This window comes from Desulfosporosinus metallidurans (genome assembly GCF_001936615.1).
GTDB lineage: Bacteria > Bacillota > Desulfitobacteriia > Desulfitobacteriales > Desulfitobacteriaceae > Desulfosporosinus > Desulfosporosinus metallidurans.
In genome coordinates, this window is record NZ_MLBF01000067.1 from 1 (window position 1) to 20,767 (window position 20,767).

20 protein-coding genes and 1 pseudogene are annotated in these 20,767 nt (G+C 44.1%); 6 read left to right on the forward strand and 15 right to left on the reverse strand.

Annotation, left to right across the window (positions count from 1 at the left end):
- The first annotated feature begins 1 nt into the window (after position 1).
- From kamA to DSOL_RS22880, 3 genes are read left to right on the forward strand one after another with little or no spacing between them, the layout of a single operon-like run.
- Entirely contained in the window at positions 2-1,285 is a 1,284-nt protein-coding gene (gene kamA / locus DSOL_RS22870; protein WP_075367068.1) for a lysine 2,3-aminomutase, read from the forward strand.
- On the forward strand, positions 1,278-2,105 hold the full coding sequence (gene ablB, locus DSOL_RS22875; protein WP_075367069.1) for a putative beta-lysine N-acetyltransferase: 828 nt from the start codon (positions 1,278-1,280) through the stop codon (positions 2,103-2,105). Before kamA ends, ablB begins: the two co-directional genes overlap by 8 nt.
- A gap of 10 nt (positions 2,106-2,115) precedes the next feature.
- Positions 2,116-2,538, forward strand: coding sequence for a universal stress protein (locus DSOL_RS22880; protein ID WP_075367070.1), 423 nt, complete (start codon positions 2,116-2,118; stop codon positions 2,536-2,538).
- Between the two features lie 154 nt (positions 2,539-2,692).
- Here DSOL_RS22880 and DSOL_RS22885 read toward each other — a convergent pair whose 3' ends face one another.
- From DSOL_RS22885 to DSOL_RS22920, 8 genes are all read right to left on the reverse strand, one after another.
- On the reverse strand, positions 2,693-2,986 hold the full coding sequence (locus tag DSOL_RS22885; protein ID WP_075367071.1) for a LapA family protein: 294 nt from the start codon (positions 2,984-2,986) through the stop codon (positions 2,693-2,695).
- Between the two features lie 257 nt (positions 2,987-3,243).
- Positions 3,244-4,713 carry a hypothetical protein gene (locus DSOL_RS22890; RefSeq protein ID WP_075367072.1) on the reverse strand — a complete coding sequence of 490 codons (1,470 nt, stop codon included), beginning with the start codon at positions 4,711-4,713 and terminating at the stop codon, positions 3,244-3,246.
- On the reverse strand, positions 4,706-6,100 hold the full coding sequence (locus DSOL_RS22895) for a sensor histidine kinase (protein WP_075367073.1): 1,395 nt from the start codon (positions 6,098-6,100) through the stop codon (positions 4,706-4,708). Before DSOL_RS22895 ends, DSOL_RS22890 begins: the two co-directional genes overlap by 8 nt.
- Entirely contained in the window at positions 6,101-6,799 is a 699-nt protein-coding gene (locus tag DSOL_RS22900) for a response regulator transcription factor (RefSeq protein ID WP_075367085.1), read from the reverse strand.
- 96 nt (positions 6,800-6,895) lie between these two features.
- Entirely contained in the window at positions 6,896-7,702 is an 807-nt protein-coding gene (locus DSOL_RS22905; RefSeq protein WP_083642950.1) for a polysaccharide deacetylase family protein, read from the reverse strand.
- 14 nt (positions 7,703-7,716) lie between these two features.
- Positions 7,717-8,139, reverse strand: coding sequence for a hypothetical protein (locus DSOL_RS22910; RefSeq protein ID WP_075367074.1), 423 nt, complete (start codon positions 8,137-8,139; stop codon positions 7,717-7,719).
- Between the two features lie 229 nt (positions 8,140-8,368).
- A complete protein-coding gene (locus DSOL_RS22915; protein ID WP_075367075.1) occupies positions 8,369-9,019 on the reverse strand; it encodes a potassium channel family protein in 651 nt (216 codons plus the stop codon).
- Positions 9,020-9,032: 13 nt separating this feature from the next.
- Positions 9,033-10,373 (reverse strand): TrkH family potassium uptake protein, encoded by a 1,341-nt coding sequence (locus tag DSOL_RS22920; RefSeq protein WP_235838967.1) that lies wholly within the window; start codon positions 10,371-10,373, stop codon positions 9,033-9,035.
- Positions 10,374-10,779: 406 nt separating this feature from the next.
- Here DSOL_RS22920 and DSOL_RS22925 point away from each other — a divergent pair, with 406 nt between their 5' ends.
- Positions 10,780-11,052: a type II toxin-antitoxin system Phd/YefM family antitoxin gene (locus DSOL_RS22925; protein ID WP_075367076.1), complete on the forward strand. Its 273-nt coding sequence runs from the start codon at positions 10,780-10,782 to the stop codon at positions 11,050-11,052.
- A complete protein-coding gene (locus DSOL_RS22930) occupies positions 11,039-11,347 on the forward strand; it encodes a type II toxin-antitoxin system RelE/ParE family toxin (protein ID WP_075367077.1) in 309 nt (102 codons plus the stop codon). Before DSOL_RS22925 ends, DSOL_RS22930 begins: the two co-directional genes overlap by 14 nt.
- Positions 11,348-11,480: 133 nt before the next feature.
- Here DSOL_RS22930 and DSOL_RS29240 read toward each other — a convergent pair.
- Positions 11,481-11,740, reverse strand: a pseudogene (locus tag DSOL_RS29240) (PocR ligand-binding domain-containing protein); the annotation flags it as partial.
- Positions 11,741-12,136: 396 nt separating this feature from the next.
- On the opposite strand from DSOL_RS29240, the gene DSOL_RS22940 reads away from it, so the two are divergent.
- Positions 12,137-12,697, forward strand: coding sequence for a hypothetical protein (locus DSOL_RS22940; RefSeq protein WP_075367078.1), 561 nt, complete (start codon positions 12,137-12,139; stop codon positions 12,695-12,697).
- A gap of 12 nt (positions 12,698-12,709) precedes the next feature.
- On the opposite strand, the gene DSOL_RS22945 is transcribed toward DSOL_RS22940, so the two are convergent.
- From DSOL_RS22945 to DSOL_RS22970, 6 genes are all read right to left on the reverse strand, one after another.
- Positions 12,710-14,011, reverse strand: a complete 1,302-nt coding sequence (locus DSOL_RS22945; RefSeq protein WP_075367079.1) for a (Fe-S)-binding protein — start codon at positions 14,009-14,011, stop codon at positions 12,710-12,712.
- Complete coding sequence (locus tag DSOL_RS22950; RefSeq protein WP_075367080.1) at positions 14,004-15,395, reverse strand: FAD-binding oxidoreductase; 1,392 nt, start codon at positions 15,393-15,395, stop codon at positions 14,004-14,006. Before DSOL_RS22950 ends, DSOL_RS22945 begins: the two co-directional genes overlap by 8 nt.
- Positions 15,396-15,423: 28 nt before the next feature.
- The gene (locus DSOL_RS22955; protein ID WP_075367081.1) at positions 15,424-16,041 is read right to left on the reverse strand and encodes an indolepyruvate oxidoreductase subunit beta; all 618 of its coding nucleotides are present in this window, start codon (positions 16,039-16,041) and stop codon (positions 15,424-15,426) included.
- Entirely contained in the window at positions 16,031-17,956 is a 1,926-nt protein-coding gene (locus DSOL_RS22960) for a thiamine pyrophosphate-dependent enzyme (RefSeq protein WP_075367082.1), read from the reverse strand. The genes DSOL_RS22955 and DSOL_RS22960 overlap by 11 nt, the downstream gene beginning before the upstream one ends.
- Positions 17,953-19,059: a Coenzyme F420 hydrogenase/dehydrogenase, beta subunit C-terminal domain gene (locus tag DSOL_RS22965; protein WP_075367083.1), complete on the reverse strand. Its 1,107-nt coding sequence runs from the start codon at positions 19,057-19,059 to the stop codon at positions 17,953-17,955. Before DSOL_RS22965 ends, DSOL_RS22960 begins: the two co-directional genes overlap by 4 nt.
- A 286-nt stretch (positions 19,060-19,345) precedes the next feature.
- A partial coding sequence (locus DSOL_RS22970) for a sigma-54 interaction domain-containing protein (protein WP_075367084.1) occupies positions 19,346-20,767 on the reverse strand: 1,422 nt, incomplete at its 5' end.

Consider the following 20,767-nt stretch of genomic DNA (forward strand, 5'->3'; position numbering starts at 1 on the left):
AATGAACGAACAACGACAAAAGTTATGGCCTTTAATAAGTGACGAGCAATGGAATGATTGGCATTGGCAAATGTCGAACCGGATTACATCCCACGGGGAATTACTCGGATCTATGTCTCTTTCCCCCGAGGAAGCTAACCAAATTGAGCGCTGCCTGGAAAATTTCCGCATGGCAATCACTCCTTACTACTTTTCCCTGATGAATCCCCAGGATCCTGAGTGCCCTATTAGAAAACAAGCAATTCCTTCAATCCACGAATTGAGCAAATCCTCATGTGATTTAGAAGATCCGCTGCATGAAGAAGTCGATTCACCAGTACCTGGACTGACACACCGCTATCCTGACCGTGTTCTGCTCCTGGTAACGGATCAATGCTCAATGTACTGCAGACATTGCACCAGAAGAAGAATGGCTGGACAAACCGACCAAGCTTTGCCTCTGAATCGATTCAAGCTCGCCCTGGAGTATATCCGCTCCAACCCACAGATACGTGATGTATTGATATCCGGAGGAGATCCATTGACACTTTCTGATGAACGTTTGGAGTTTATCTTGTCCAATCTACGTTCAATTCCCCACGTTGAGATTATCCGGATCGGGACAAGAACCCCGGTAGTTCTTCCTATGCGCATTACGGACCACCTCATCCAGGTTTTGCAAAAATACCACCCGATCTGGATCAACACACACTTCAATCATCCTCAAGAGCTTACCGTTAAAGCCCGTAACGCCCTGAACAGACTGGCCAATGCTGGCATTCCGCTTGGGAACCAATCCGTTTTACTTAAAGGAATCAATGATTGTCCTTTCATTATGAAAAAACTAGTCCATGAACTCGTAAAATGCCGCGTAAGACCCTATTACTTGTACCAATGCGACTTATCCAGCGGCATTGAACATTTCCGGACATCGGTCGGTACAGGTTTGGAAATTATCGAAATGCTTAGGGGACACACTTCTGGTTTCGCTGTTCCCACCTTTGTTGTCGATGCCCCAGGTGGTGGCGGTAAAATCCCCCTGCAGCCCAATTATTTGATTTCCCAATCAAATGACAAAGTCATCCTGCGTAATTATGAAGGAGTCATCAGCGTATATCAGGAACCAGAAAATACAACAAGCAGCTGTAAGGCGTGCTCAAAGACCTGTCCCGGCTCGAAAACCCGCCAGTTTGGTCTTGCTAAATTGCTGAAAGGTGAGCGGATTAGTCTGACACCTCAAGAAAACATGCGGCAGGAGAGAAGAAAGAAAGTTTCTGGCGGTTGTGGAGGTGAATTAAATGCTTAACATGACGAGCCCTGAAAGCTTCTCAAGCCCTATTACGGTGGATGAAAGGAATAAACGGCTGGTTGTCAACGGTTACGCACAAGGAACCAAGCCTTCGTTGTTCGGCCGACATCTCATCTATCTAGCACTAAAAAAGAAACTGGAGAAAATATGGCTTTGGGCATTGCCGGCAGATGTCCCTGGATTTTTACGATGCGGCTTTCGTACAGAAGGCAACCTTTTCCGTGGCGACTACGAGGAATTTGCTGTAAGCCTTGCCTATTATGTTAGTGGAGCGATAGGTCATTCCAATAAGATGGAATTAGAGAATAATATTATCCATACTGTTAGAACGGAACCTATCCATCAGTCCCAGAGCTTACCTCTCGGAATGGAGTTAAAACTCTTAAACGAATCCTTCGCTCTGCAAATATCACACTTACTAACCCAAGTTTTCACAAGTTATCCCTCCCCTGTGGAAAACCCTCAATATATCCGTTCATTAATAGAGCATGGGAATATCTTTGCCGGAGCATTTTCACAAGAAACGCTGATTGGAGTTGCGGCTGCTTACCCTGAACCAATTCTTAACCGTTGCGAAATGACGGATTGTGCAACAATAGAAGAATACCGAGGACATTCACTATCTGAACGTTTACTGTGTCTTTTAGAGCATGAAGTTCAAAAGCGTGGCTCATTCAACCTTTATACTCTGGCACGCGCCCAGTCCTACGGAATGAACAGAGTATTCCACAAACTTGGGTACAGCTATCAAGGCCGCTTGATTAACAATTGCCATATTGCCGGTTCCTTTGAGGACATGAATCTTTGGGCTAAATAGGTATTGAATTATGTATAATAAAATTGTAGTTCCTGTCGACTCTTCTTCCCTTTCCAGACGGGCCTTAACCCATGCTTTAGAGTTAGCCCGGAACACGGGTGCCAAACTCACCGTGCTTTATGTCAACCAAATCATCCTGCTTTACCATAGTGCTTTAGGTCCTGAAAGCCAGTATATCCCCTTCGAAAAACTTGACTGCGAAGACATCCTGAATACCATGTTGGCAGACATGGGCATCCAACCGGATTCTATCAGCAAAAGGATTGCAACAGGCTATCCTGCCCCGTTGATTGTTACGGTTGCAGTAGAAGAAAGAGCAAATCTTATTGTGATGGGCAGCAGAGGCTTCGGCCTGTTAGCAGGCTTATTATTAGGAAGTGTCAGCCAATCGGTGATCACACATGCGCCTTGCCCCGTCCTCATCGTCAAATAACAGTCCGCTAAACAGCAAAAGAAGCCTCATATCACAATAATGCGGTGTGAGGCTTCTTTTAATGTTTTACTGGAACAGAATTCACGTATGTCCTTGTAGGTCAGGGAAAATTGGCGTAGACGGCCATACTTGCCACTCATTTCCTCCATATTTGTTAATCAGAATCATCAGATTGCTTTAAGGTTGAATTCGCTGATTGGTCAGAAAGATCGTTATTCAAACTTTCATCCTTCTGGTGTTGCTTAAACCTGAGTTTTAGCCGTAGTTCTCGCCATATCGCTAAGAGTAGCATTATTAAAGCTCCCGCAAATGTAGAACCTAAGATTACTAAGACTAAAGGAACTTCTTTAGTAACCAAAAAAAATTGAATCGTAACTAAACTAGCATTTTGTATAGCAAAGATTGCAATTAGTAAGGAACAAATAAGGGATAAGATGAGCACAAACATTTTACATTACCTCCTCGTTCATTATGATCCTTATTCGACTACAATCTACGACATTCCTGCGCATAGTTTGCTCTTTCCTTTATTCTTTGTTGATGGTTTCCTTTTTAAGGGCCACCGTAATATAACAAAGCCCGTACCCTAATACCGAAAAGAACGAGGCCGTTACAAAAAAGTCAAAGCTCATGAATGAATACCCTCCTCGACTTTGCAGCTCGTGTTTGAATCATACCTTACATCTATAATTCTGCCAAAAAATATCATCTCGTAGTATCACTGATCATGACTTTGGCACCATTAGCGAGAAACGCTTTCTCCCAATTGTCGACGTAAGACCCCGTAGCCCACTCGGCCATAATGACAGCCTCTCCTTCCTTCATCTCAAGTTTAGCCAAAGGTTCGCTATCCAATTGCTCAGCACTAATTCCGTAGACATACAGTTTTTTTTTCGTTATAACAAGAGCAATATCATGATTAGGCGAGGTAAAAGCATCCAATGCATCCGGGACTCGCTCTTTAATATTCTGCCAGCTGAGACACAACGTATCGTAGAAAATCAATTTGGCTGGTGGAATTAGATTGACGTTATAGTCCATATAGTGGGGAGTACCTTCGTTTTGATAGTTAATTCTTCCCTGGAGGTACCAATGTCCGTTTTTACGGGTGAGCCCGAAATCCTCCTCAAATTCGTCTTCATCGAGCGGCGTAATCCCTTCATTACTTAAAATCCGACGCGCTTGGGCCCTGGCATTGTTATAAGCGGTTAATCCACTGTTCCCTAGCAAGTCTGACACCTTGATTCCTACTTGCGCCGAGATTTTATCCACAGGTAAGACTTGCAATTGATTGATACCTCCGATATCGTTTTCTATGGCAACATAATCATTACCGACATAATCGATAATCCTTTTATGAATTCCCTTTTGAACGTTCTGATGGATAATTTCCATACTCCTTGATTGCATTTCCAAAACCTTAGTAGAAACATCGTGAGCCGATAGCTCATCTTCCTTTTCCGCTCCATTAAGTACATTGCGCACCCGAAGCTCCCAAAAGCCACTACTGCGCGGAAAAAAGATATTATTACCCTTTAAAACCTGATGAAGGTTCTTGTTGTCCGCCGCCAACCAGAGCGTCTGATACGTGAAGTCATTGTTTTGCGGTACTTTCAGTCCCAACAAGACACCGGACGTTCCTGCCTTGCTCTGATTGTTTATGTCAAAAACATTGGGGTTCGCCGCGGCTAAGGAACGATCCACTTGATCTGAGACTTTTTGTAGAAGTAACACATTATTTTGGACAAAGGCTATGATCTTTGTATCATCAATTTTCATGAATTCGCCCAAGAAATTCTCAGCAGTAGATACAGTTGTGACATCCACTACTTGATTATTAGGCACTAAGGTGCTTGTAAGCGTAAGATATTTGGTCATTAAATAATCCGTCGAATTTACTTTTTTTATTTTATACGTGGGATTGTTCCATACATAGCCACCGAGCATGGCAACTCCCGGGTTGAATTGTGCAATATCACCAACCCATTGCTGATTCCCCCCTCTGGAATGTCCGTTGGTATGTAAATCCTGAAGCACCGTCCATTTTCCTTCCAGTGGGGAGACGTTATTAACTGGGGGAATAATCTTACCCGCTGTCGTCCACGAAAGATTGCTACAGCCGCCAAGCAAGAGGATAGAAAGTACGACCAGCAGAAGTTTACATACTCTAACCATCGAAGCTCTCCCCTTTGGGTAGGGTAATCACTACGTTGGTCCCTTGATTAAGCACGCTACTAATCTCCAACTTACCGCCCATTAGGTTAACAATTTCCTCGCAAATTGACAGCCCGATCCCATTTTTTGAGTGTGAGCTTTTCCCTTTATAAAATTTTTCTTTGACCATCGGCAGCTCCTCAGCTCTTATACCACATCCGTTATCTGAAATCGCAAATATAAACCCCTCGTTTTGAATCTCAACGTTAAAAACAATCCGCCCACCCGCAGACGTAAAATTGAAAGCATTGTCCAAAATATTGATGAACAACTGCTTAAGCCGATTGGTATCTGTGATAAGATAGGGCAGATTTTCCGGGTATCCGACAATAAAATTGACATTCTCCCGCACTGCCCGTGGAGCTAATTGTTTGTGGAAATGTTCCATAAGATTAGCTAAGTTGATTTCTTCGTTTTGTAGTTTGATTCGGCCAGAGATAAACTTGGAAAAATCCAGTAATTCTTCAACCATATGAGTTAACCGTTCACTCTCTTTGGCAATAATGTTTAGGCCGTCATTAAGCATCTCTTTCTGTTGGAATTTTTCGTTCTGTAAGGTAATAGCCCAACCCAAGATCGAGGTGAGCGGAGTGCGCAACTCATGCGACACCGACGAAATAAACTCATTCTTTAACTGTTCCTTTTTTACGATTTCATCAGCCATATAGTTCAACGTGTCTGAGAGCTTGCCGATCTCGTCTTCATGGGTTTTCTCACTTCGCGCTTGGAAATTCCCCGCTGCCATTTCTTGAGCTGCTTCAGTAACTTCTTTTAAAGGTACTATAATTGAATTGGCTAAAAAGACACTGATTAACCCAACAATAAGAACGACCACTAAGCCAATCGAGACAAAGATATACGCCGTATTTTGAATATCCTGATCAACAGCGCTCAAGGACGTTATAAAGCGTAAGGCTCCCACTATTTGATCATTGGCTTTTAAAGGGTAAGCAACAGCCATAACCTTTTGTCCATTTAAGGTTCCAATCCATCTCCCGGTCTTTCCGTTTAAGGCATCTTTAATATCGTTAATGGCTACATTTTCTAATGGGATCGTACCCTGTGAGTCCATCACAACCTTGCCATCCTTGTCCACAATTTCCACTTCGGCGTTGCTTTGATTCCAGAAAGCGTCAACGTTATAAAGGACATTTTCCTGCAGGGAGGTATCCGAGAAATACTTAGCATACAAATCAGCCGAGATCTTTATCTGATTCGTGAGGCTGCCTTCTAAACTGCCATAGTAATTTTGCCGTACCGTATAAATAAGCAACATCTCAAGTATCGTAACCGTGATGATGATAACGATCATAAAATTGGCGGTCAGTCTTGCTCTAATCCCTTTCATTTAAGACTCCTGCTGCCATCGATACCCAGAGCCCCAAACCGTTTTAATATAATTGGGCTGCGAGGGAAGATCCTCAATTTTTTCCCGCAAGCGTCTAATATGCACGTCCAATGTTTTAGTATCTCCAAAATAATCTTCCCCCCAGACAGCATTTAACATCTCATTTCGTTTTAGTGCCCTCCCTGGGTTTTCCATAAACACCTTCAATAAAGCAAATTCAGTCGGTGTCAACTCAATTTCGAGATCATTTTTAAAAAAATTATTCGAGGTAATATCCAAACATAGTTCTCGACAACTAAGGATCTGTTTTGGTTCCTTAAGTCCAGCCCTGCGCCGCAGCACTGCCTTGATTCGGGCTATTAATTCAAAAGGATTAAACGGTTTTACCATATAATCGTCCGCACCAAGTTCCAGTCCGAGAATTTTATCGGTATCCTGCCCCCTAGCTGTCAGCATAATCACCAACGTTTCCGGCATGATATCACGGATCTGTTGGCAGACTTCCAGCCCACTAATACCAGGCAACATTAGATCGAGCACTACAAGCTCAGGGATAAATGTCTTCAGCATAGAGAGGGCTTCCTCTCCGGTCTCAGCTTCACCCACCTGATAACCGGCCGCACTAAGGTTGAGAGTAATAAAGCGCCGTATCGATTCTTCATCTTCAACTACCAGTATTTTTGCCTTTTTCTCGTTCATCGGACCACTCCATTTATCGAGCATTACAGGTCGCATTTATCCTGCCCCTTTATTGTAAACCAACTAGAGCGTCTTAGGGTAATCTTTTCAGCGACCTTAATTGTGCAAGCCCTCAGGAAAGACAATCGGCCGAACATGAGGACCTAACACCCCGAACGAAAACCCTTGTTTTTTGAGCATTTCAATAATAACCGGCAACGCTTGAATTGTCGTGTTTTTACCGGCAAGATCATGCATCAAGATAACGACCCGGGTCTTTCCCTGAGTTTGCTGCTCAACATTATGGATTAACTGATTTTCCGGTACTAAACTGGCATCGGTATCCCCCGTGTCAACATTCCAGTCCTCCATAAGATACCCTCCTGCGTCTACAGCATTAAAATAGTTAATATTAAAATTCCCTACGGTTCCTCCTGGGGCGCGGATTATTTGCGGACGAATTCCGATGGCATTATAAATTACAGTCTCCGCTTTCGTCACATCGGACAGAAATGCCTCTGGTCCCTTATACACCTCGGCCATATTATGTGAATAAGTATGGTTGCCTATCGCATTACCCTGTTCATATTCTGCCTTCAACAAATTCGGATTAAGCTCAACTTGCTGTCCGACATCAAAGAACGTGGCATGCACCTTTTCCTGCGCCAAAATAGCGAGGATTTTCGGAGTTGTGCTGGGGTATGGTCCATCGTCAAAGGTCAAAAAAGCCATTTTCCCGTTTTCCGGTTGAAATTGACGCGGACGCATGGCCAAACACGGTGCCGAAGGTGGATTTCCAGCAGCATCATAGTAGGAATGAATGGGGGTTCCCGGAGATCCTAGCGATGGAGTAGGTAACAAATCCTCCGTCGTTGTCCCAGTGACTTGTCTACCTGTTATTGACTGGGTCTTGGTTGTTTGCATCTGGGATGTCCCGCTTAGAGAAGGTGAACTCCCTGTTGTGATTGAGATTCAGAGGACTGGGGCTGAGTTCCCTCTGATTGAGTTTGATCTAATTGAGTTTGATCTAATTGAGTTTGTGTTCCCTCAGGTGGGGACTGGTCTCCGCTTGCTTGGGGCGGAGTTGCTGCGGTTAGAGACTCCCCTTTATCGGACTGTACTACATTTGGAGACGTCTCCGTTTCCTGCCTTTTGGCTGTTCTAACATTATCTCTACCGTCCGTGGCTGTAGAACCGGCAGACATAGGTAATGGCTCCTTGCTCAGCGCAAGTGAATCGTCCTGTTGAATTACGGGTTGAGTCCCCATGCTCCAGTAAGGAAATCCCCCCACAATGAAGACACCAAAACTTAAAAAGCACGCTGTAAATATTAAAGCGCTTCCAATTTTCATTTTAGACATTGTTCTCTATCCTTCTCCCCCACATCTTCTCTCCACTTCTTAAGGGACTTGTATCGTGATACTTTTACAATACACCTTTTAACTCTATTGTTTTTTACAAATTTCTTAAAAATGGTTACAAAACGGTTAAGAAAATCCAATAAGCCTGTTTCTACAATTGGAAACAGGCTTATTGGATGTATATTTATCCCAAGCGTGGAGCGATTGATTAGAATTGCTTCCTTTAGAACTAGTCGGGCAATTTCGAAAGTGCCTTTTTATTACAGACAACCACCAGAACGTCCTTCTCTTCAATAACAGCATTGGCTCCTGGAGCAATAACAATCTGATTTCCACTTTTTCTAATCGCCACTACATTAATTTTATAGACCGCCCTCAAATCCAACTCTCCGAGTGTTTTATTGACAAATTGGGCGGAAGCAATGATCTCAAAAATACTGTAGTCTAAGGACAATTCTATGAAATCCATAACATTCGTTCTGATTAAGTTATTGGCTAGGCGAACTCCCATATCTTGTTCCGGATATATGACTTTGTCCGCGCCGATTTTCTCCAATACTTTACCGTGCAGGGCCGATTGGGCCTTAGTTACGACATAGGGGATTCCCATTTCTTTTAGCATAAGGGTAATCAGGATATTTGCCTCGAGATCATCCCCGATTGCTACAACCGCTACATCAAAATTTCGCACTCCTAAGGCCCGGAGTGTCTCTTCATCTCGTGCATCAGCCTGTACTGCATGAGTCACATCGTGCATTATGACCTGAACGGCGTGTTCGTTCTTATCCATTGCTAGAACATCATGCCCTAATATATTGAGGGTTTTGGCCACACTTGTTCCGAACCGACCTAAACCAATAACCACAAATTGTTTGCGCACTGATTTGTCCCCCTTAACCAATCATGATTCGTTCATCCGGATATTTAATTTGGGCTGTTCGTATATTTTTTCTTTTCTGTGAAAGCACAAACGCCAAGGTTAACGGGCCTACGCGCCCTATAAACATCGTTAAAATAATGGCCATTTTCCCCACCGAGGAAAGAGTTGGGGTTATTCCCATCGAAAGGCCCACTGTCCCAAAGGCGGAAGTCACTTCGAAAAGAATAGCAAGTAAATCTACCCTTTCAGTCAGGGAAAGGATCGAGATGACTATGAAAATTAAAAAGGCTGCCGAAGTCGTGATAGCCCACGCTTTCTGAATGACATCCTTAGGTAAGGTCCGCTCCTTTAAAACAACATGAGGCTGATTACGATAAGTACTCAATACAGATAATATAATCGCTATAAACGTCGTTGTCTTAATTCCCCCTCCCGTTGACCCGGAAGAGGCTCCAATAAACATAAGAACGATCATCGAGAGTAACGTTGTATCATACATGCCCGCAATATTGATGGTGTTAAATCCGGCTGTGCGTGGAGAAACCGATTGAAAAAAGGCTGCCAAGACCTTTGTACCTATAGGAAGTGGCCCTAGGGTCTTTGGATTTGCAAATTCAATGATAAAAATCAATGCTGCCCCCACCAAAATGAGAGTTCCGGAAACCTGTAAGACGATTTTCGTATGAAGTTTAATCGTTTTTCCCTTGTTTGCCAGAAGATCTGCTAAAACAATAAAACCCAATCCGCCACAAATAATCAAAAGCATGATGGTTATATTAGTGACGGGGTCTCCAACGTAAGCTGTAAGACTGGAAAAATCCCCAAAGAGATCAAAACCAGCGTTATTAAATGCTGAAATCGAGTGGAATATGCCTAAATAAAGCGCCTTACTCCAACTGAAATCAAAAGACCATCGTATGGTAAGAATGAGGGCACCGATCGCTTCAATCGCAAAGGAAATCTGAATGACAGACTTAACGAGTCGCACGATCCCTTCGACTGAAACCTGATTCAAGGCCTCTTGCAGCAACAAACGTTCCTTAAATGTAATCTTTTTTCCCAGAATGAAGGCAAACAAAGTGGCAAAGGTCATAAAACCCAACCCACCCACTTGAATCAACAAAAGAATAATCCCTTGTCCAAAAATCGTAAAGGTTGTCGCTGTATCGACGACCACTAACCCTGTAACACAGACTGCTGAGGTTGCAGTAAAAACCGCATTCAAAAAAGGCAACCCCAACCCATCCTGTGTTGCTTGGGGTAAGGTAAGCAGCAGTGCCCCAAATAGGATGGCCATAGCAAATCCCAAAACCAAAACTCGCGAGGGTGTCATTAGTTTTCCTATTGAGTTCAAACCCTTTTTCCTCCACGACTTAATTTGACAAAAAGAATTATACCATATTAACCCTACCCCCACGTGACATCGAAGATAGAAAATAACTATCGTTGGACAATCGTTCATGATGGGCCAATATACAATCTGCTAATTCTAACATTTCATAAGATGAACTTATTATTCTATAGCCAAGCAAACAAAATAAGCCCGATTTACGGACTATAAGACAAACGTTTCTGCGCGTCTTACTTTGCTAGCCAGTGCTTTACAATCCAATCCTGCTTGGCAAGCTTATACATTATAAACAGGCCTCTACAATTAACGTAGATAACACAATAATACGCTGTGAAATTGACCTTATAAAATAATTCAGGTATAATATGAGTAGAATTGTGATATCTTCAATCTGAAGGAGGGATAGAGTATGCCAACCATCAAATCGTCCACCGCGTTGCGCAACGATTATAGCAAAATCTCCAAGTACTGCCATGAAACTGGCGAACCAGTGTATGTTACCGTCAACGGCGAAGGGGATTTGACAGTGATGAGTATAGACGCTTTTGAGAAGCGCGAACGGGCACTGGAAATCCGCGAAAAGCTGCTGGAAGCACAATTACAAAAAGCCAACGGTGTGCCTATGCTGGACTTTGACGAAGCCATGAGCGAACTGAAGGCGTTGGCGCATGGCAAACTATAAAATTAAAATCATGCAGATTGCTCAAGATGACATGAAGGCCATTGTTGCACATATTCGCATAGAAGATCCCGATGCCGCCATCAGAATGTATGAAAAGATAAAAGCGTCCATAGGCAAGCTTGCGGAATTTCCCCTCATTGGGCCATTGCCACTGGACAGGAAGATCGCAGAACATGGCTATCGCATGATCGTTGTCGATCCCTACCTGGTGTTCTACATCCTGGTAATGGAGGATAATTCGGTGGAAGTTCATCGTGTGCTTCACTGCAAACAAAACTTCCCCCGCATCCTGTAAAAGAGCTATTACCATAGAATTTAAACCATCTAGAAAAACAAGTAAAGATATGTTTAAACAGAGGAAGAGCTAGCTGAGGCTAGGCTCTTCCTCTGTTGCTTTTTCCCCCGGCAGGTTAACTCATAGAACGTCATACAACTTTAAGTCTACTTACTTCGATTTCAGATAAGCCTACCGCTCCTCCAATATACTGACATATTTGACTTACTCTTTTAGAGTGTTGTTTCTTCCCTTGGTTTTTTTTCGTGCAGGGTATTTATGATTGTGTTTATTGTAGTACCCCTCATACCTTCATTTTCAATAACTTTATGTTTATACATGCATCCTCAGCACTTTTTAGACTTTTAGTATAGCATAATCCCTATTTATCTTTGTCTCCCACCCAAAGGATATACCATTTTATTAATGACACATCATATCGCCCGACTCAAGTGAGTAGTAGGTTGTATACTTATGAGCAGTTCATTCTCAGTTCTGAAACATCCAAGAAATTATTTAATATTTATTCAACATAAACTTCTTTCTTCCTCTAAGCTTAGACTAGATATTTCCATTATATTTCGCCCTATAATTTGTTTTTTTCGAGTAATTAATCGGAATAATTACAGGCAGTATTCCCTTAGATATACCCGTTTCAGCTCAAACTAAACAAAAATAGCCCGATTTTCGGACTATAAATTGGCGTTTTCCCTGATATATTACAGGAACCTGATTTATTCGGGTAAAGATACGCTTTAAGGGAATAACTAAATAAAATGATATGGCAAATCTAAAGGAGGCTGAATTCTATTGAAAGAACTATCTGAACGTACCGAAACCGAAACCGTTGAATTAGGGCCTGAAGACTTAGTAATTGTATCGCAGTTAGAACCTGCTACATTTGTCATAAAGATTAAAGTCTATGAACAAAAATACTTTACCCTTAACCCCGATCCTTTGGTGAATCACAATCAAATAGCTCAATACTCTATTTGTCCTTGCTGTTTTACGCAAGCAGTTACTGACTTCAGGGACATGTATGCAGGTTGGTCCAAAATTAATAAAACCATGCCCGCGAAGCTTATTGGTATACACAATCAAGATCATAACACCTTCTATATACAATTCTCCCTAGGTCAGCGATATTTTATTTACGAACGCTGCCCAAAATTACATAAAGAAACGGTGCACGAAGAATTATTTGGAAAAAAGCACAACGTACGACTAAGGGGATTAAGTCATGAGGATGAAAAGTATCTAATTTCCAAACTAAGATTTATGCCCCAGGCTAAAAAGGCGATTAGCTTTTATCCCCAGAAAACCTATTTTGCTCTTACACGAGTACATCACTCGTTACCTTATTCTTGCTAATCGATATTTCGTTCATAGGCGGATGGCCTTTGCCAACAATTCAACTGGATGTAGTACAGGCATCGTTCCCTTCAGACCTTGGCTCAAATAGTATCGGCAAGCGGGACACTGGGTAATGACTGCATCCGCTTCTGTGTCATGGATATCTTCCAGTTTTCGCCCGCGGATGCTCTTTGCCAGCTCTTCATGGTCCACGAAAAAAGATCCCCCAGCCCCACAACATCTTTGAGGGGCACTCATCTCTACCATGCTTACCGCTGGTAGCATGGAAATCAGTTTGCGCGGCGCCTGAATAAGATTTGGACTCCAAGCACGATGGCAGGGTACATGGTAAGTTACTTTCAGTTCCCTTTCAGTTGCATCTACCATATCAGTCGTATCATTCGTACCTGCCGTATCATCCACTTCAGCCCTATCCATCCTGTCCATGTCCTGAGAGTTTCCTAGAACTAATTTGAGATCACGCCATAAGCCCTCGCGGGTAACGAACTCAGTAATCTCAACAACCTTCTCCGCCACTGTTGCCACTTTGCTTTGATATGGGTCATCTTTTGCCAAGGTTTTGGCAGATTTCACTTTCAGCATATACCCGCAAGAAGTACAATCTGTGATCACCACATCCACATCCAACTTGGCAAAAAGATCGGTGTTCCAGCGCACGGCTTCTTGAGCAGCCCCAAGTTCTCCGTGGGCCAGAGCGGGTATTCCACAGCAATGCTGATTTTCCGGGATGACGACCTCATACCCATTAGCCGTCAAGACCTCAAGCACGGCATCACCTATCTCCGGATAGAGATAATTCGTAGCACACCCGATGAAGTAACCGACTTTCCCTCGAACTTCTCCTTCGGGCTTAACGTTGACAGGTATCCGCTGTTCAAACGATCGACTGGCGACTTCGGGAAATTCGTCAGGGACCATGTTTAAGCGTCTGGCCATAGACAAGGCCCAAGTCGCAAGATTAGTGGTACCACTGCGATTGACCACTTGCCGTAAGAGAAAACGTTTTCCCCTTCCTAAGCCATACCTCTTTTGCAGTTCAGCGCGGGCAGTAATGACAATATCATCGACTGGAATCCCACTTGGGCAACCCTGGGTACAGTTAGTACAAAGGAGACAGCGATTGAGAAGCTCTCCAGCCCGATCACTTGGAGCGAGGGTTGTTTCTATAAGAAGAGCCTGGATCAGATTCAGTCTACCCCGGGCAACACTAGATTCTACGCCGTCTTCAATGAAGACCGGGCAGTGTTCTAGACAAAAATTACACTGGATACAACGGTTAATCTCTTTGGCGTAATCTTCAATCCTATACATAAGCTTCACCACCATCCACCCAGATCTTCCCAGGATTCATGATCCCATGGGGATCGAATGCCTTTTTAATCCGCCGCATAAGATCAACTCCGGCGCTTTGGAATTCCCATTCCAGATAAGGTGCCTTTAAATACCCGATGCCATGTTCACCCGATAAAGTACCCCCTAATCGCAACGCTTCCTTGGCGATTTCACCCATAGCCTTTTCAGCTCGTTGCATAAGTTCAGGATTACTTTTGTCCGTCAAAATGCCTGGATGCAAATTTCCGTCCCCGACATGACCGGATACCCCAATAATCAATTGATTAAGATCGGCAATTCTCTTAATTTCTCTAATCATAGCCGGTACTTGAGAACGGGCAACCGTTGCATCCTCGATCAAAACATTGGGGGCAAGGCGAGCTGTGGCCGGAAAGAGCACCCGGCGAGCCAGCCACATTCGTTCCGCTTCAGCGGAGTTTTGGGCTACTTTCGTCTCTCGCACCCCGTTCTCTTGACAAATTGCAATAATTTGCTGGGTCTCCTCATTCACCTTTCCCTCGTGGCCATCCAGTTCTATCAACAGGAATGCTTCCGCGTCTTTAGGTAGCCCCAAAGGTATGAAAGCCTCAATCGTTTCAATAGAGCTTTTTGTAAGCAGCTCCAAACTTGAAGGCACGGCCCCGGCAGCAATGATGGCCGCAACTGCCTCGGCAGCCGCCTCTAATTCAGTAAAGACTGCCACCATCGTCCGTCGAAAAGCTGGAAGGGTCAATAGTTTGACCGTCACTTTCGTGATAATTCCCAAGGTACCCTCAGATCCAGTCATGAGTCGAGCCAAATCATAGCCTGAAGACATTTTGACCGATTTGCCGCCGTAACGGATAATCTCCCCATCCGGCAATACAGCTTCTACTCCTAGGACATAGTCCTTAGTCGTTCCATATTTAACCCCGCGCGGCCCGCCAGCCCTTGTGGCTACGTTCCCGCCCATCGTGCAAACGAGCATACTCTGAGGGTCAGGGGGGTAGAACAACCCCATGGATTCCACCAACGTATGAAATTTTTGGGTCACAACCCCGCATTCTAAGGTAGCTGTAAGATTTTGTTTGTCTACCTCAATGACCTGCTGCAAACGTTTTAAGTCAATGACAATACTACCCGTTCCTGGGGTTGCTCCACCGGATAAGCCGGTACCAGCTCCACGTGGTACAACGGGAATCCGATGTTTGTTGGCATAGCCCAAAACACTGGCGATTTCTGCTGGAGTCGTGGGTTGGACTACCGCAGCGGGCATACACCGCTTATGGGTTGCATCATTCATATAAGCCAATAAATCTTCAGGCTGGGAAAAAACCAGCCGGGGATCAAGCAGAGCCTCTAAGTCCCGAACTAGTCCAGGCATCTCTATCAACTCCCATACTTTTTCTACGCTAAGCTCTTCCCTTTGGTCTAACCGCCTTAACTCCAGCCCGGAATGCTGCTAAGTTCAAATCCAGAATTTCCCCGGCAAACAGCCCTTTCAGCACAGTTTCATAGACCTTCAATGGAATAGGAAGGAATTGTACTCCAGCAAACGCTCCCGTCATCACCATATTCGTTCCGACGGGCACACCTACACCAACCGCAAGTTCCGTCGCTTCCAAAGCCCACAGCTTTTGAGTTTGGGCTATGAGATTATTCGTTAAACCAGAAATGTCCGGGTACCTATCTTCGTTTAGCAAAACTCCCAAGGGGTAATTGGGACGAACGTTCATGATAATCTGAGACAAGGCATTCCCATAGTCCGTATAGGTGCGTAGGGTTTCCAGAGGCTCAAACCCCAAAATGAAATCAGCCTCACCCCTGGAAATCAAGGGGCCATAAGGTTTCACTTGAGAAACCCTAATGTGGCTCGTGACAGAACCCCCACGCTGGGAAGCGCCAAAGGTCTCGCCGACCGATACATAATAACCGCTGTCCACCGCAGCCGTGGCAATAACTTGTGACGCTAGAACATTGCCCTGTCCACCTACCCCTGTGACGATAATGTTTAACACGTTAGCAGTCAAAGTCAGCCCCTCCTTCAACCTTGATTGCCCCTTGCGGGCACAGGCTCACACAGACCTGACAGCGATTGCAAACAACTTCGTCAATCATCGCTTTTCCTTTCTGAAGATCCCAGATTGTTGCCGGGCAAGTGAATGTAGCACTGCAAAAGCGATTGCAGCCGCAGTCATCCCCAATACACAGTTCTTGATTAACATAGACCCTCGGCCGAGTGGAAGCCTTAGCTGCCACCAGTGCACAGGCCCGGCGAAGCACTAAAACTTTTGCCCCCTCGGTTTGAAGGAGTTGATACACCACTTCCGTTGTTCCTTTGACATCGTAAGGATCTTGAATTACAACCTGAATTCCGATGCCCTTAACGACATCTTCTATGAGAAGTCCTTCCACCACATCACCCATGGCATTCTTGTTCATACCAGGATGGGGTTGATGTCCAGTCATGGCCGTCGTCTCATTGTCTAAAACGACAAGCAGGAAGTTAGACCTGGTATAACGCGCATTGACTAAAGCGGGGATTGTGGAGTGAAAAAAAGTTGAGTCTCCAACGATGGCAATGACGGGTTGTTTAAATCCGAACATCCCAAGTTTACCGAGCCCATTGGCTACTCCTGCGCTCGAGCCCATGGCATGCATTGTTTGTGGCAAGGTCCAACCAGTGCGCATTAAAGCGAGTGAGTAGCAACCGATATCCCCAAGAACCACCCCATGACGACCGTCAAGAGCGACTGCCGACTTCATAGCCCAGAAAGATGCCCGATGTGGGCAACCTGCACAAAATGCCATTTCTCTCTTCGGAGCATCCGGCATTTCCAAGTCGACATTTGACCTAACGACAGTTGCTTTATTGTCTATCCCTAAAATTCTAGCAAGGGATTGTTTGACAATATCAGGATCCATTTCTCCGATTCCTGGCCCCCTGAGGCCTGCCACATGCCCAGATCTCTGCCCGTAAAACTGAATCGGATAAACTTCCGCAAGATGCTGAGCTGCCAAGGCCATAACGTTATCTTCATTAAAAGGCTCAATTTCTTCGACAAATATGACCTTTTCAACTTGTTTCAAGTACCCTAAAAGGAACTTTTCTGGCAATGGCCAGGTGATCCCTAGTTTAAGGACTCCGACCTCGTTTTCAAGACCCAGAGCACTCACTGCTTCCCCTGCGTACAAGGCGCTAGGACCAGAAGCGATGATGATTATCTTAGCGTCTTGAGGTCCAGTATAAGTATTAAAGGGGAGAGTATCGGCGATCTGACGGATTTTTGCCAGCTTAACTTCTTGCATTTGATGAAACGCGGCATGGGTAACAAAACGGTCTTCTTTGGCAAAGAGCGGTTCTTTATCTGCGTTCTGAATCTCACCGAGGGTTACATTTCCACTGGCATGGGAAATGCGAGTTACACAGCGTAAAGTTACAGGTAGCCTGAATTTCTCCGACAATTCGTAAGCGGCAAGGGTCATTTGTTTTGCTTCTTCGGGTGTACTCGGCTCCAAAATAGGGATGTGTACAACTTTAGAAAGCAGACGGGAATCTTCTTCATTCGTGCTGGAGTGTGCTGCGGGGTCATCACCGACCACCAGAACCATACCCGCTTTAACCCCCGATATGGCTATACTCACCAAACTATCTAAAGCCACATTCAACCCATTGTGCTTAACAATGCAGAGAGAGCGCAGCCCAACAAAGGAAGCTCCCGCTGCTTCTTCAAGCGCTACTTTTTCATTGACGGACCATTCAGCGTAGAGATGATGTTCCTCCGCCAAACGCCCTAAGTACGATAGAATTTCCGCTGTGGGTGATCCAGGATAAGAAGCAGCATAACTTAAACCCGCCTCAATCGCCCCTCTGGTTATAGCTTCATTTCCGGTCATGAGCACAGAGCGCCCAGGTTCATTAGACTGTAAGCTTAAGAAACTCATCTCTCTTCGCCTCCTTCCTCAATCCCTTTGGAGTATTCAGGGCTTAAGCCCCAATATCCGTATCCCTTGTCTTTTACTGCTCCATCTAAGACTCGTCTCTTTTTATTGAGTACCGCACTGCGCAGTAAAGGCAAACGTTCGGATGGATAGGGTTTTGTTTCCAGTATTCCAGCTGCCAGAGCCTTTTTCACGACCTCTTGCCCCCTGAGACTTCTGATGATCAACGTGTTCCATTCGGGGTCATCTTCGGTTGAACCGACCGAGACGTCAGCAAATTCCGCCGTTGGATCAAAACAACGCTGGCAAGTAGGACGGATGAAACTCCTTAATTCATCGACAGGAATCTGAACCTCACCCTCTTCCGTTGTTACAACCGCATAGTTTAATGGGATATCCATTTTTTTGATCGTTTTTCCGCCTGTTTTCGCTTGAAGAAAAGCGTACACTTCAGTTTCCAAAGACCAGAAACAGAAAAGTCCAATGCAAAAGTTCACCTTTCTAGCACTCAGGTTATGCTCTGGAACTTCCCTCAAGCCCTGCATTTTTCTGATCGCTAAAATCTGGCAAGGTCGTCCCACTGTCACCAGATTGTCCAGCCCTTGGCGCACCCCATCATTAAGGATCGCTAGTGTCGGGCTGGCACTATAATTGGAACCAGCACAAGAAAGTATTTCTTCCCTGGTTCGGGCAATGAAGGGTTTAGGTGGACCGTAATTGTCTGCTTTCGTTAAAATAGCCGCTTGTGATACGCCACTCTCTACCAAGTAAGAAGCTAAGCAACTGACTACCCCGCCGTATTGACTAGCCTGCGCGATATCCTTGTCCAAAGAGCGAGCATAGAGTACTTCCATGTAATGTCCTAAACTATGGTCTTCACGTTCTTGTCCGAATACCTGCCTGTCGAATTCAGGCCAATCGGAAGGAGTGCGGGGGCAAATGCGGTAACAGTTACCATCCTCACGCCCGCAGTCATGAATAAATGCGATGCGTTCATCCAGTGTCTTAATATAGGGGCACAGTCCGACACAAAGCCCACATCGTGTACAGTCTCCGCTTTCCATAACCTCTTGCTTCAAACGCATGAATAACTTAGGCTGTTCCATAATTTTCACCTCATTCACATTGAATAAACGTTCTAATAAAATCTACAATCCAAAAAACAATAGTTCATCCACAATCACGATACTTATTGACAATCACTCCTTTAGTTTTAAAATTCTGATTATTACAATAATGCAAGTTTTATACCAACCCTAAAGATATAATAAATAAACGACGCCTTATTCAGCGTCGTTAAGATAGTTTACAAAGTAATTTTGAACCTTCCCAAAATCAGCCTACGGCATAAGATTGAGGGTGTAACTATTTTTTACACTCTTTATCACAATGTTACAGTTGATACTCCTTCATCTTGCGGTAAATAGTTGGTCTGCTCAGACCTAAAAACTTGGCTACTAAGGATTTATTCCCATTAGCTTTTATTAAAGCATTTTTGATGGCCTGTTTTTCAAGATTTCTGAGGACATTTTCATGTTTGTTTTCTCCAATTCCACTAAGTATTTCTTGAGGTAAATGATCAAGAGTTACTTTATCAGTGGCCAATGCTGATACTCTCTCAGCTGCATTTTGCAACTCGCGGATATTACCTGGCCAAGAATAGTTCAAGAGAATTTGCCGAACGGTGTCCGTCGTACTAGGTACAACCTTTCCAGTGTTACTACACGCTGTTTCCAAGAACCTATCCCACAGCAAAGGTATATCTTCTACTCTCTCTCGTAAAGAAGGCAGAGTAATATTTACCACGTTTAATCGATAGAATAAATCCAATCGGAACCGACCTTGTTTAACCTCTTCAAACAATACTCGATTAGTTGCTGCGATAATCCGAACATCTATGGGAATCACGTTTTGACCACCAATGCGTACTACTTCCCTATTTTGCAAAACCCGTAATAACATGACCTGAATGTCCGAGGGTAATTCCCCAACCTCATCAAGAAAAAGTGTACCGCCGTAAGCTTGTTCAAATTTACCAGGATGCCCTGATTTTTTGGCTCCGGTGAAAGCCCCTTCTTCATAACCAAACAGTTCACTGACCACTAACTCTCTCGAGAAAGCTCCACAATTTAACGCAACGAATGGAGTTTCCGGTCGACTAGACATGTGAATAGCCCGAGCAAACACTTCCTTACCAGTTCCCGTCTCACCTTCAAGCAAAATACTACTAGTCATAGCCACTTTTCGGGCGAGTTCAATTGAACGTTTGAAATTGCTATTTTGACCGATAATATTATCAAAGCAATTTATAGTTGTTGTATTTTTATACTTAACTCCTTGGCAACGTTTCTGTTCCTTCGGTTCATTCTCTTGTAATTGCATTTGTATAAAACCAGCTATAAAGTTTGCCAGTATACCAATTGATGGCAATTCTCCACTACTGCCACTTATAGCAAATACAGCTGCTAGCTCCCCAGGTGGAAAAAAAATTGGAACTGCTGCACAATCATAAGGGTGCCAAACTTGACAATAATGTTCAGTCCCTTTAACAATTGTTAATCGCTTCTGAGAAATGCAATTTCCAATGGCATTTGTTCCTATCTTCTCCTCGGACCAGTCGGTTCCAGGCACATAACCTAGTCTATAAGCAATATCAAAATATTCCTCATCACCACCTATATGGAGAAGTAACCCATTCCTGTCGGCAAACGAATATACCGCATGGAGATCGCTTAGTAATGAAGATATTGAGTCGAAGGTATTCGTGCTTGAAAGAAGTTTATAAACTGTAGAAGCTTTTTGATAACTTACTAA